10 protein-coding genes and 1 rRNA gene (1 of these 11 running past the window's edge) are annotated in these 13421 nt (G+C 57.9%); 2 read left to right on the top strand and 9 right to left on the bottom strand.

Annotated features, from left to right (window positions below; translation table 11 throughout):
* Positions 1–41: 41 nt before the first annotated feature.
* Together GXP70_RS09720 and GXP70_RS09715 are read right to left on the bottom strand one after the other, a co-directional pair.
* Positions 42–1190, bottom strand: coding sequence for a UxaA family hydrolase (locus GXP70_RS09720; RefSeq protein WP_162360397.1), 1149 nt, complete (start codon positions 1188–1190; stop codon positions 42–44).
* Positions 1191–1204: 14 nt separating this feature from the next.
* A complete protein-coding gene (locus tag GXP70_RS09715; RefSeq protein ID WP_192043435.1) occupies positions 1205–1519 on the bottom strand; it encodes a UxaA family hydrolase in 315 nt (104 codons plus the stop codon).
* A gap of 182 nt (positions 1520–1701) precedes the next feature.
* On the opposite strand from GXP70_RS09715, the gene GXP70_RS09710 reads away from it, so the two are divergent.
* Positions 1702–2553: a helix-turn-helix domain-containing protein gene (locus tag GXP70_RS09710; protein ID WP_225442846.1), complete on the top strand. Its 852-nt coding sequence runs from the start codon at positions 1702–1704 to the stop codon at positions 2551–2553.
* 292 nt (positions 2554–2845) lie between these two features.
* Here the strand turns inward: GXP70_RS09710 and GXP70_RS09705 are convergent, their stop codons facing one another.
* From GXP70_RS09705 to GXP70_RS09690, 4 genes are all read right to left on the bottom strand, one after another.
* A complete protein-coding gene (locus tag GXP70_RS09705; RefSeq protein ID WP_162356247.1) occupies positions 2846–3832 on the bottom strand; it encodes a Gfo/Idh/MocA family protein in 987 nt (328 codons plus the stop codon).
* A gap of 127 nt (positions 3833–3959) precedes the next feature.
* A complete protein-coding gene (locus tag GXP70_RS09700) occupies positions 3960–4916 on the bottom strand; it encodes a 3'-5' exoribonuclease YhaM family protein (protein ID WP_162356246.1) in 957 nt (318 codons plus the stop codon).
* 167 nt (positions 4917–5083) lie between these two features.
* Positions 5084–6193 (bottom strand): glycoside hydrolase family 172 protein, encoded by a 1110-nt coding sequence (locus tag GXP70_RS09695; RefSeq protein WP_162356245.1) that lies wholly within the window; start codon positions 6191–6193, stop codon positions 5084–5086.
* Positions 6194–6350: 157 nt separating this feature from the next.
* The gene (locus GXP70_RS09690) at positions 6351–6797 is read right to left on the bottom strand and encodes a helix-turn-helix domain-containing protein (protein ID WP_162356244.1); all 447 of its coding nucleotides are present in this window, start codon (positions 6795–6797) and stop codon (positions 6351–6353) included.
* Between the two features lie 372 nt (positions 6798–7169).
* Between GXP70_RS09690 and GXP70_RS09685 the strand changes: the two genes are divergently transcribed.
* Positions 7170–8225, top strand: coding sequence for a LacI family DNA-binding transcriptional regulator (locus tag GXP70_RS09685; protein WP_162356243.1), 1056 nt, complete (start codon positions 7170–7172; stop codon positions 8223–8225).
* A gap of 130 nt (positions 8226–8355) precedes the next feature.
* Here the strand turns inward: GXP70_RS09685 and GXP70_RS09680 are convergent, their stop codons facing one another.
* The 3 genes from GXP70_RS09680 to GXP70_RS09670 all read right to left on the bottom strand — a co-directional run.
* Positions 8356–9315, bottom strand: a complete 960-nt coding sequence (locus GXP70_RS09680; RefSeq protein WP_162356242.1) for a phytanoyl-CoA dioxygenase family protein — start codon at positions 9313–9315, stop codon at positions 8356–8358.
* Positions 9316–9374: 59 nt separating this feature from the next.
* The gene (locus GXP70_RS09675) at positions 9375–10466 is read right to left on the bottom strand and encodes a Gfo/Idh/MocA family oxidoreductase (RefSeq protein WP_162356241.1); all 1092 of its coding nucleotides are present in this window, start codon (positions 10464–10466) and stop codon (positions 9375–9377) included.
* A 369-nt stretch (positions 10467–10835) separates the two neighbouring features.
* Positions 10836–13421 (bottom strand): 23S ribosomal RNA (locus tag GXP70_RS09670); it runs 340 nt beyond the window's last position.

The following is a 13421-nucleotide window of genomic DNA, read 5'->3' as shown; positions in this document are numbered from 1 at the left end:
GGAACACCTCCGATGTCTGTTGCCTATGGCCTCGTTACGCGTTATAAGCTCGGACCGATCCGGTTGATGCTGAACTCCGTATGGCCCAGCACTTCCGCTTTCGTCCATTTGCCTTCCGCCACTTCCACGATCTCCTGCCAAATCCGTTCGCCGGCCAGCTCCAAGCCGGCGCTGCCGTCCAGCATATCGCTTACGTCGATGTCCATGTTGTCTTCCATGCGCTCGAACATCTGCCGGTTGCCGGTAATCTTAATGACCGGCACGACCGCTGCGCCCGTCGGCGTTCCGCGTCCCGTCGTGAAGCAGACGATGTGCGCGCCGCCGGCCGCCATGCCGGATACGCATTCGATGTCGTTGCCCGGCGAATCCATGAAGTACAAGCCGTGATCCGGAATGCGCTCGGCGTATTCGATCACGTCCTTGATCGGCGCCGTGCCGCATTTGCTGATGCAGCCTAGCGATTTCTCCTCGATCGTGGACAGGCCGCCGGCGATGTTGCCCGGACTCGGATTGCCGCCGCGCATGTCGGCGCCCATCCGCTCGACTTCCTTCTCGAAGCGGTCGACGATGGCGTACAGCTTGTCCGCAACATCCTGCGTTACGCAGCGCGCTGCCAGCAGATGCTCCGCGCCGATGATTTCCGTCGTCTCGCCGATGACGATCGAGCCGCCTTCGCCGATGAGCGAATCCGCCGCCACGCCGAGCGCAGGGTTGGACGCCAGACCCGATGTCGCGTCGGAGCCGCCGCATTTGACCGCGACTTTCAATTTGTTCAGCGGCACGGGCACCTTCTCCTGTCCCTGCAGGTCGTTCATCATTCGCTTGGCCAATTCCGCGCCGTACGCGATCGCTTTCACCGAGCCTCCGACGGATTGGATATCGAAGAACTCGACCGGCTTACCGGTCTTGCGGATTTCCTCCGCCAGCGCAACCGGATCGACGACTTCGCAGCCAAGGCTAATAATCATGACGGCGCCGACGTTCGGATTCATGCCCGTGCCCGCAAGCACGTCGAACGTGCGCTCCTTGTCCGCGCCGATCTGGCTGCAGCCATGCTGATGCGGAATCGCGACGGCGCCCGGCACCAGCTGCATGATCCGGCTGCACACTTGATTGGAGCAAATCACCGTCGGGATGATCAGCAGGTGGTTCCGGATGCCGATATCGCCGTTCGGGCGTTCATAGCCCATGATCGTACGTTCCACTATTTCGTCTCCTTCGCGCCAAGGTCGCCGCGCCCGCGGATCCCTTCGATATTGTGTACGTGCACATGCTGCCCGGCCGCAATCGGCGATTCCGCGCGCCCGATAACCTCGCCGTATTTGCGTATGTCGGCGCCTGTCTCGACGCCGGCGATCGCGATTTTGTGCCCGAACGGAATATCGTTTAGCGCCGTCACTTGCCGCAAGCCTGCCGCATTCCGGTAAGTAATCGTTTCGCCTGCGGCGATTTCCCGCAATGCCGTCGCGACATGGTCGCGTTCATTCATATACAGCGCGTCCGCGCCCGTGCTGATCATAGGCTCCAACCGCTTTCACCATTCCTTATCGCATGATGGACATTCCATTTCACGTCCGTTATAGTTTCATTATAGATCGTAAGAAACAGAATCAAAATTGCGATAAACGTCGGAAATATACCTTTTCTTGCACTCATGCAAGCACATACTAGGTAAAGGAAGGAGGGATTGGGGTGAACCCCATGCGCAAGCAGTTCGCTTCCGACGGCGCGCTGCCGATCTCGCTCGAGCTGAACAGCACGAAGAATCCGCAGGCGGAGCTGCCGGATCATTTGCATGACTGGCACGAAATCATTTACGTCCACGGGGGCGCGGGCACGCTGTTCATCAATCATACGTTCTACGAAATGCGGACGGGCGACCTCTATCTCATTCCGGGCAATACGATTCACAAAACGCTTCCGCACCCGGATGCGCCCCCGACGACTTCGGTCGTCTTCTTCAGCGGCCCGTTCGTGCAGGCGTCCGCCGCCGGCATCGGCTCGTTCTCCTTCCTGCAATGCTTCGACACGGCAAGAGCGAACCGGAGCTACAAGCTGGAATTGCTTCCCGAGGAGCGGCAGCGGTTAGAGCAGCTGTTCGCGGGCATGCAGGAAGAGCTGGACGCGCGAGAGCCCGGCTTCATGCAGGCGATTCTTCTCCTGCTCCAGACGATGCTGCTGCATACGAACCGGAAGCTCAATCCCGGCAACCGCAAGCAGCCGCACGATGGTTCCAGACCCGTCTGGCTGCAGAACGCGTTGAATGAAATCGACGCGCATCTGCTGCATCATCTCAAGCTGACGACATTGGCCGCCCATGCGTCCGTCAGCCCGTCGTATTTCTCGCGCCTGTTCAAGCAGCATACCGGCCTCGGCGTGACCGAGTACATCGTTGCGAAGCGCATTATGCATGCGAAGGAGCTGCTCGCCGGGACGGACGGCACCGTGGCGGAAATCGCCGCTTCCTGCGGCTTCGAGAGCCTGCCGCATTTCTACCGGATGTTCAAGAAGGTCGCGGGCAATACGCCGGCGCATTATAAGCGGAGCCAGTAGCTCGTGCTGCAGGTCATGTATGAAAGCCGCAAATACGGCATTGGCAATGATGACGGGAGGCCGTAACGGGGATGGTTCGAATCGAAACGGAAAGATTGTTTCTGGGGCCTTACGAAGAAGACGATTTCAATCGCTGCATGCGATGCTCTCCTTTATCTTCAATAAGCCGCATCTGATTTATGCCGGTCGGATGGAGCCGTAAGCGCTAGTTCTCGCCTTCGTTAACGGCCGCCTCCCCGAACGCAAGCGAGGCAGCCGATAGATACCGGCTGCCTCGTAGTCCATGCTTGCCTTATTTCGAATCCGCCGGAAAAACAAGCCCCTGCTGCCGTCTTGCTTCATCCAGCACGTTCATGACGGCGAGCGAATTCGCGTGCGAGTTCAGCGGCGACTCGCTCTGGCCGCTCCGGACCAGGTGCAGGAAGGCCTGCACTTCATAGCTCATGACCAGTCCCCGCTCCGGCGCGTCTATGTCTTCGGCCCGGCCGTCCCGGTAGCGAACCGTAATCTTGCGCGGCAGGTTGATCGCGTCGATCGTCATCGTCCCTTCTTCGCCTTGGATTTCGGCGGGTTGCGACGAATTCGAGATTTTGGAATACGCGATGACCGCTTCCATCCCCTTATAGCCGGCGATGATGCTGCCTTGACCGTCGACGCCGGAAGACAGCATCGTCCCGCTGGCGGCGATCCGTTCGGGCGCCCCGAACAATAGGATGAGCGGATAGACGCAGTAGACGCCGAGATCCATAAGCGCGCCGTTCGAAAATTCCGGCTTGAACGCGTTCAGCACCTCGCCCGCGCGGAAGGCATCGTAACGCGACGAGTACTGGCAGTAGCTTGCCGAGTAACGCCGGATGGCGCCCAGCGACGGCAGCAGCTTCCGAATCGCCTGGAAGCCCGGCATGAACGAGCTCTTCATCGCTTCCATGAGCACGACGCCATGCTCCTTGGCCGTCTCGACCATCCGCTGCAATTCGCGCGCATTGGATGCCGCCGGCTTCTCGCACAGCACATGCTTGCCGGCGCGCATGCATTGGATCGCCTGCTCCGCGTGGAAGGACGTCGGCGATGCGATATAGACGGCATCCACCTCGCCGCTCGCCAGCATCTCGCCGATATCCGTAAACGTCAGCGGAATGCCGTGTTTCGCGGCGAATTCCGCCGCCCGCTCCGCGGTCCGCGAGTACAGGGCCGAGATGACCGCCCCTTCCGCCTCGCGCGCCGCCGCAATGAATTGGTCCGTAATAAAATTGCTTCCGATAATGCCGAATCGTAACATCGCTCTTACCCCTTTCGTCGGAATCCATTGTACCCTGTGCCCCGCTTCGGGGCAATGGCGGGCAAGGCCGTGCAGGCCGAGCCTGCGTCAAATGGCATACGGCGTGCGCCGGCCGAAGTCCGCCAGCCTACAGCTTCATCCGATAGAACGCCTTGTTCTCCAGGCCCCTGATTTGCGGCGTCCAGTCCTCGCGGCTCGCCGTCGATTCCAGCGCGTCCTCGATCATCTGCAGCTTCGCGTCGAGGGAATCGATATAGTGCAGCGCGACCGCCTCCGCGATTTGCGGCTGGACGGGGCTGCCCCATTCGCCCAAATTATGATGCGACAGCACGAGATGCTGCAGCGCCATGACGCGCTCCGAATCCGGATCGATCCCGGACTTGAACGCCGCTTCCGCAATCCAGAGCGACGCCAGCGAGATATGGCCGATCAGCTTCCCGGCGTTGCTGTAATCCGATACGATGCCGAGCTCGGACACCATTTCCTCGGGCTTCGCGATATCGTGCAGAATAATCCCCGCTTTCACCAGGTCCGCGTTCAGGAACGGCCGCTGCGCGCAGATGAAATCGCCCAGCTCCAGCATGCGGACGATATGATAGGCTAAGCCCGCGTAATAAGCATGATGATGCGATTTCGCCGCCGGCGAATGCAGCAGCCGGTCCCCCGCCTTGTCCAGGCAGTACGCGACGATCGTCCGAACTTCCGCGTCGGCGATTTCGGCCGCCGCCGCCCGAATACGGGCCACGAGCGTCTCCGGCTCGGCCGGCGCCGCGCGAACGAAATCCGTCAACTCGACGCCGTCGGCCGCGTTCGCTTTCCGAATCCGGTTGATCTTCACCTGCAGCTTCTCGCGGTACAGCTGCACGATTCCCTGCACCTTCACAAGCGACAGCGCCTTGAACAGCTCCTTGTCGCTCTCGGTCGCGTCCCATAGCTTCGCCGGCACCTGCCCGCTGGCATCGGACAGCGTAATATTCATAAAGTCTTTCGGCGGCGTCGTATTCGTCTGCTTGACTTCGCTCTCCTTGATCAGATAGAAGCCGACGAATTCGTCGCCGTCCTTCATTTCGTTAATTTGCGACATCCGCTCTTCTCCTCCTGATTGCTGCTCTCCTGATTGCTTCTCTCCCGATTGCTACTTCGCTCCCGGCCGCTTCCCGCACGAAAAACCCCTTTCGGAAGGCGGCGCTGTGTCCATCATACCATGAACATAACAAGCGCCGTCGATCGAAAGGGGATAAATTTCATCTGTTACCTATCGGTGCGTTTCGGTCCTTCGGCGTCGCTCGGCTTCAGATCCGCGCTGCGCTCCGAACGATCCGGAAACCGGCCGAACGGAACCGTCGGCAGCGTCTGATACCAGTAGGCGACGGCGCAGTAGTCGTCGCTGCGCTCGAAGTAGCAATCTTCCGCCTCGTCCGTGCTGCCCGCCGCGCGATAATGGACGAACTGCCCGTCGCCGTAATGCCGGCGCGCTTGTTCCTTATTCCCGTAACCCATCTGCTGCACCGTAACCTTCAGGCTCCGCTCGAAATAAATCGGATCGCGCACATGGAAACGGTAGATCGAATACAAGCCCAGCTTGCCGTCCACGAGCGGCGCACCCTGGTACGGCGTCAGCACTTCCTCCAGCCCCCAGGCCGAGCCCATGTAATCCTCGGCGCCCGTTCCGCATATCGTCGGGTACTCGCCGTCGCCGTCGATATAGAACTTCACTTCCCCTTCGCCCCACCAGGAATCGTTCTCCAGGCTGCGTACGCCGAGCGTCGTGCCGAGGTAGACGCCTTTCCCTTCGATGCCGTCCGCGATGACGAAATCCTCGTGCATCGGACAAGGGTTGCTGCGCCGGAATCGCGCGTGAAAATAGCCCGCCGAAACGTCCAGCTCGTCGCCGATCGTCGCGTCGATCTGATAGAACAGCAGCCGCACGTCGGAATCGGAATCGTTCTCGACCGTCACGACCGCGTTTTTGCGGAACGGCATCGGGATCCAGCAGTTCAAGCCTTTGCCCGCCTGCATCGTGACGCAGTCCGACAGCATCGTCTTCTGCCGTCCGTGCGCGATGCCGAAGAAATCGCCGATCGGCGCCTCCACGCTCGGATGCGTCTGATCGTCCCAGTACATGCGCAGAATGACGTTCCGCATATGATCGACGTTGCCCGGCGGAATCGTCATCCAGATATGGCGGATGACGCCCGGACCGTCGCAGCGGAGCAATTCGACGGTTTCGCCTTTGCGGAACCCTTCCAGACAGGGCGAGCCTTTGCGGCCGCGGTTCGATTGTCCGCCGCTTCCGGCGGCGCCGGTTTTGTTCTCCGCGGTGAACGCCCGGCTCTTCGCTTGTTTCAAGTCGTATAGCATCGTGAGCTGCCTCCTCTTGATAAACTGCGCAACGGGCATCCGCGCATGTCCCATGGACGAATCGGATGCTCGTACCTACTTCTGGATCGGCGCCCGCCTATCCTGCTGTTCATTGACCGAACCGGGCTTAATTCCGCCGAAGCGCTGCCTTGCCGGGCTACCGGTTCCTTTCCCGGAACTCCGTGGGCGTCATGCCGTTCTGTTCGCGGAACAGCTTGCTGAAATATTTCTCGTCCTGAAAGCCGAGCTGGTCGGCGATGACGTAGACCGGCTTGCTCGTATTGCGCAGCAGCGATTCGGCGGCGGCGATCTTCAGGTCGCGCAAGTAATCGCTGAAGGGCCTGCCGGCGATATCCTTGAAGCACACGCTGAAGTAGCCCCTGCTCATGCAGACCGCTTTGGCGACCTCCTCCTGGTGGATGCCATCGAACAGATGGTCGTTCATGTATCGGACTGCATTCTGAATCGCCGACACGACCTCTTCGGAATACCGTTTGCCGCTTGCGTTCTCGTCGTTGGGCACGAAGTCGTTCCGCCCCCGGCAGTCCAGCTTGACGCGATCGGCGATCCGCTCCAGCACGTCGTCCAGCTTCTCTTTATCCATAGCGACTCCTCCTTGGATGCATTGGCGAGCAGTTCCGCGTCAGCGGAACGACCAGCCTTGCCAGAACCTCGGCTCATGGGGAGGCGAAGCTTGCATGTCGTCCCCGTGCCTGTTCTCCGATAATTCCCATCGCCGCGCATTCGATGTCGCTCACTTCGAGCATAGGGGGGACATAACTGAGCCCGATATCCCGGCATTATGATGAAGCGCTTTCATAATGCGGTAATTTTGCGGCCGCAGCCGGTAATGAGCTCACCTTCGCCTGCAGCCTCTTTGTAAAGTGTAAGATTACAATTCGCGCATTTATTGACAAACCGTCCGCCGGCTCTACAATTATAGTAAGAACGTTAACCGCCTAAAGGAATGATACCTTTGCCGAAGAAGATCACGACCAGCGATATTTCGCGCGTCCTTGGCTTATCCCGGAACACGGTGTCCAAAGCGCTCAACGATCATCCCAGCATAACGAGCGAGACGAAACGCAAAGTCATCGAGCAAGCCATCGCGATGGGCTACAAGAAGATCAAGACATCCGTTTCGGGTCAGCCGCCGGAAGCCCCCGCCAAGACGAGAAGCATTGCCTACATTACCAAACATCAGCTTCATCACGGCATGGGCTTCTGGATGAATGTCATGAGCGGCGTCGAACAGATTCTGAGCGGCAGCGGGTACGAAATGAAAATCAGCTTTATCAAAAACGAAGACATCGATTCCCTCGCGCTCCCGGCCCTGCTGACGAACAACGATATCGACGGCTTCATCGTTGCGGGAAGCATCGCCAAGCCGTATACCGAGAAGCTCATGGAGCTGCCGGTACCGAAGGCGTTCATCAATATCAATCCCCGGATATCGCTCTCCGGCTTGCAGGCGGATGTCGTTTTCATGGAGAACGAGGACAGCATTTACCGCATCACGCGCCGCCTCCTCGACGCAGGCTATGCGAAAATCGGCTTTATCGGAGACATTCATTCGTGCCGAAGCTTCATGGAGCGGTGGTATGGCTTTCAACGGGCGCATGATCACGCCGGCGTTCGCGTCGATCCGGCGTACTGCATTCTTGCGCCAAGCCCTGACGGCTATCAGCAGTACGATACTCTTGCCAGAGCGTTGAAGGAAATGCCGAAGCTCCCGAATGCTTTCGTCTGCATGAACGACAAAGTCGCGCTCCACGTCATTCGGTATGCCAACGAAATCGGCAAATCCGTTCCCGCCGACCTCGCGGTCTCCGGGTTCGACCACATCGGCGAGGCCTCGTTCCTCGGCTTCACGCTGACGACCGTCGCTTACGACGAGCTGCAGCTCGGGCTTCGCGCCGCGGAGCAGCTGCTGCAGCGGGTGAACAAGCCGAACCGGCCTTTCGAGACGATCCGTCTGACGACGTCCGTCGTCTTCGGCGAGAGCACGCCCTTGCCGGATTCACAGGCTTAGCGAGTAAGATTGGGCGGCGCCGGCGTGAACGCGCGCTATGCGCAATGCGCGTTGATACGGATCGCAAAGGCTGGCGAAACGTCCCCTTGGACGATTCCGCCAGCCTCTGTCCTGTTAGCGATAATCACGCTTATTTTGCTTCCGCCTGCTTGGCTTCCTGGCGTTCCCACGTGCACAGCTCGCCGTCTTTCAACCCCAGCGACGTGCGAATCATTCGTTCCACAACCGAATAATCGGCAGGATTCTCACGGTTGAGCTGCATACGCTCCCGTGTCGGGGATACCCGGTTGCACATGAAGCGCGGAACGCCAAGCTCGTTATCCGACGGCGCATGGTACAGGAACGGATGGCAGAGCACCATGTCGCCAGGCTCGCCCGTCGTTTCGACGACGCGGAGCGAGAAGCCTTCCGGATCTTCGTACGTCTCGTTCATGAATTTCGCCAGATGCTCCTTCTTCGATTGCTTCTCTTGCGTCGGCGCGTCGGCGTAGATGTCGTCGGAAGCCGGCTTGTTGCGGCCGACCAGCTCCGCGAGCCATGGATGCTTGTTGCACTCGCGGATCGCTTCGCCAAGCCCCATGCCTTCCGGATGCTGCGCCAGCATGTTCGCGACGATATTATGCGAGCCTTCGGCCACCAGCGTGCCGGAGCCGCCCTTCTTCACGCTCGAGAACAGGCAGACGAGCAGCAAGCCTTGTTCCCAGCTGTCCAGGTAGTGCCGGAAATGACTGCCGTCATAATGCCAGCCGCCAGGAACTTCCGGACCGAAGTTAATGATGTACCCGCCCCACATGACGCCCGTCATGTCTTTGCCGCTTTCCCAGCGGCCTTCGCCGATCAAATCCTCGATCGCGTTCGTTAGCCGCTCCGAGTTCAGCCCGTCCATAACCGGATGAACATAGTTGCCGAGCCGTACGACCGGCTCCGTCCATGTGCTGGAATCGTCCTTTAGGATGCCTTTCTTGGCCAGCTCGCCCCACAGAAACTCCTGCACGTTCAACGCCGCTTCGCGGGGATACGCATTCTCCAGCTTGACCCAGCCTTTGTCGATAAAATGCTGCACTTGTTCTTCCGTCAATACTTTTGGCATGTCGAACACTCCTTGAAATTGGGATGATAGCGATGATGATGCGTTCGCGTCGAACCGTTTCATGCATTCGCCTTCAGCGCGTCCATAATCATTTGGAACAACACCAGATCTTCCTTCGAATCCTCCGGCGTCGTCTTTGGCGCAACGCCCAGCGTGACCGCTTCATGGAGACACTTCAATTCCAGCGTGTACGAATCCGTATAGGTCGGGCGAATGACCGATTCCTTGTACGTTTCGCCTTCGGTCTCGTTGACGAACAGCTTCGTCGGCAGATGACGGATGTACGGCGTGTCGTACTGCACTTTCACGGACTTGCGGCTTGCGTACACCTCCACGTGCGCGTCGAATCGTCCTTGCTGATCCATGCCCATTTCGTACGTCACCGAGAACGTGCCGTAATCGAAAATCGCATTCAAAAAGACGCTGTCGCTGTGCGCCGATACCTTCGCGGCCAACACCGCCTTCGGCATGCCGATCGCTTCGCGCATGGCCGACAGGTCATGGCTTCCCAGCCCTGCAAGCAGCCGGTAAAAGCCGAACAACCGGTTGTCCGGCTGAAGCCCGGTCGCCTCTCTGCCGAGGCGTTCCGCGCGTTCGCCGCGATCCTTCTTCGCCGCCTCCGGTATATCGCCGAACGACACCGTGCGGCTCGTAGGTTGGATGAAGAAATGATTCTGCCCGATAATATCTCTCACCCGCGCATAGGTGATATGGTCCAAGCCGCCGATTTCCTTGACCGCCTCAACGAACGACGCCGCATAACGGCGCATGTAGCCGATCATGATTTGGACGCCGTTGCGGTCCCGCGCTTCGATGATCGCATCCGCCTCGGCGGCGGTCAGGCACATCGGCTTCTCGATGAATACATGCTTCTTCATGTTCGCCGCTTGAATGGCGCATTCGGCATGATACTCGTCGCTGTTCAATACGAAGACAATGTCCAGGTCCGCCTGCTTCACAAGCTCGTTGAAATCGGTATACAGCTTGTCCACGCCATATTGAGCACCAAGATGCTGTACCAGTTTCGGTGAAATATCGCATAAGGCCGCAACGCGATACAGCTCAGGCAGCGATTGAAGCACCGGCAAATGCACGACCTGCGCCACTTCGCCCAGCCCGATAATGCCTACGTTGAACCGTTTGATCGCCATGTCGTTGGCCCGCCCTCCACATCAAGTTTACAAAACGAATTTTTGTAACATTGTAAGAATGCATTTTATGATCCTGATTATAGTATCCGGTCACGAGCTTGTAAATATCGCATTCTTATCCTGCATATTCCGATGTTGTCTTTTTCATTATCATCGGATTCCAGGACAGAGCCGCGGATGCGCCTGGCATGCACTTGTTTCTGTAATCGGCCGCAAAAAAAGGGCTGCCCGTTCGTCACCTTCAGACGTTGGTCAGCCCGCAAATAAAAAAACCTCCCAATGGGAGGTTTACTCGTTCGTGCAGCTTGCACCCTGAAAACTGGATACGAACCTTTGCGAAGGTCTTTCATTAGCTGAAGAGCATGCATGTTGGATAAGCCCTCGACCGATTAGTATTCGTCAGCTCCACGCATTGCTGCGCTTCCACCTCGAACCTATCAACCTCGTCGTCTTCAAGGGGTCTTACGTACTGGGAAATCTCATCTTGAGGGGGGCTTCACGCTTAGATGCTTTCAGCGCTTATCCCGTCCGCACTTGGCTACCCAGCGGTGCTCCTGGCGGAACAACTGGTACACCAGCGGTGCGTCCATCCCGGTCCTCTCGTACTAAGGACAGCTCCTCTCAAATTTCCTGCGCCCACGACAGATAGGGACCGAACTGTCTCACGACGTTCTGAACCCAGCTCGCGTACCGCTTTAATGGGCGAACAGCCCAACCCTTGGGACCTACTTCAGCCCCAGGATGCGATGAGCCGACATCGAGGTGCCAAACCTCCCCGTCGATGTGGACTCTTGGGGGAGATAAGCCTGTTATCCCCAGGGTAGCTTTTATCCGTTGAGCGATGGCCCTTCCATGCGGTACCACCGGATCACTAAGCCCGACTTTCGTCCCTGCTCGACTTGTAGGTCTCGCAGTCAAGCTCCCTTATGCCTTTGCACGCTACGAATGATTTCCAACCATTCTGAGGGAACCTTTGGGCGCCTCCGTTACATTTTAGGAGGCGACCGCCCCAGTCAAACTGCCCACCTGACACGGTCCCTGTACCGGATCACGGTACCAGGTTAGAACTCCGATACGATCAGGGTGGTATCCCAACGATGCCTCCACCGAAGCTGGCGCTCCGGCTTCTCAGGCTCCCACCTATCCTGTACAGATCGTACCAAAGTCCAATATCAAGCTGCAGTAAAGCTCCATGGGGTCTTTCCGTCTTGTCGCGGGTAACCTGCATCTTCACAGGTATTAAAATTTCACCGGATCTCTCGTTGAGACAGCGCCCAAGTCGTTACGCCATTCGTGCGGGTCAGAATTTACCTGACAAGGAATTTCGCTACCTTAGGACCGTTATAGTTACGGCCGCCGTTTACTGGGGCTTCGGTTCATAGCTTCGGGTTACCCCTAACCACTCCCCTTAACCTTCCAGCACCGGGCAGGCGTCAGCCCGTATACTTCGCCTTACGGCTTCGCACAGACCTGTGTTTTTGCTAAACAGTCGCTTGGGCCTTTTCACTGCGGCCCCCTCGGGCTATTCACCCTACCGAGGCACCCCTTCTCCCGAAGTTACGGGGTCATTTTGCCGAGTTCCTTAACGAGAGTTCTTCCGAGCGCCTTAGCATACTCTGCTCGCCTACCTGTGTCGGTTTGCGGTACGGGCACCTTCGCCTGGCTAGAGGCTTTTCTTGGCAGCCTGAACGCATGACCTTCGCTACTGCAATTTTCGCTCCCCATCACAGCCCAGCCTTACGATGCGCGGATTTGCCTACGCATCAGCCTCACTGCTTGGACGGGCATCCATCAGCCCGCGTCACTATCCTTCTGCGTCACCCCATTGCTCGTAACGGCTTACGGTGGTACAGGAATATCAACCTGTTGTCCTTCGACTACGCCTTTCGGCCTCGCCTTAGGTCCCGACTTACCCTGAGCGGACGAACCTTCCTCAGGAACCCTTAGGCTTACGGCGGACAAGATTCTCACTTGTCTTTTCGTTACTCATACCGGCATTCTCACTTGAATGCGCTCCACCAGTCCTTACGGTCTGACTTCGACGTACATTCAACGCTCCCCTACCCCTGATGCAAAGCATCAAGCCATAGCTTCGGTGGTGTGTTTAGCCCCGTTACATTTTCGGCGCAGAGTCACTCGACCAGTGAGCTATTACGCACTCTTTAAATGGTGGCTGCTTCTAAGCCAACATCCTGGTTGTCTTTGCAACTCCACATCCTTTCCCACTTAACACACACTTGGGGACCTTAGCTGATGGTCTGGGCTGTTTCCCTCTTGACAATGGATCTTAGCACTCACTGTCTGACTCCCGGTTATAAGTACATGGCATTCGGAGTTTGACTGGACTTGGTAACCCTTGGCGGGCCCCGCACCCAATCAGTGCTCTACCTCCACGACTCTTGACACCGAGGCTAGCCCTAAAGCTATTTCGGGGAGAACCAGCTATCTCCGAGTTCGATTGGAATTTCTCCGCTACCCCCACCTCATCCCCGAATTTTTCAACATTCGTGGGTTCGGGCCTCCAGTGCGTGTTACCGCACCTTCACCCTGGACAGGGGTAGATCACACGGTTTCGGGTCTACGTCCACATACTCATTCGCCCTATTCAGACTCGCTTTCGCTGCGGCTCCGGCTCTTCACCTTAACCTTGCATGGGAACGTAACTCGCCGGTTCATTCTACAAAAGGCACGCCATCACCCCTATATCGGGCTCTGACTTCTTGTAAGCGCACGGTTTCAGGTTCTGTTTCACTCCGCTTCCGCGGTGCTTTTCACCTTTCCCTCACGGTACTGCTTCGCTATCGGTCGCTAGGGAGTATTTAGCCTTGGCAGATGGTCCTGCCGGATTCCCACGAGGTTTCACGTGTCTCGCGGTACTCAGGATCCGTCTCGGAGAGTGCTGACTTTGGGCTACAGGGCTTTTACCTTTTGTAGCGGGCCTTTCCAGACCTCTTC

The sequence above is a fragment of the Paenibacillus lycopersici genome, from assembly GCF_010119935.1.
In the GTDB taxonomy this organism is placed as follows: Bacteria; Bacillota; Bacilli; order Paenibacillales; family Paenibacillaceae; genus Paenibacillus_Z; species Paenibacillus_Z lycopersici.
Note: the sequence above shows the minus strand (reverse complement) of the source record. Positions and strands in the feature narration are given on the sequence as shown.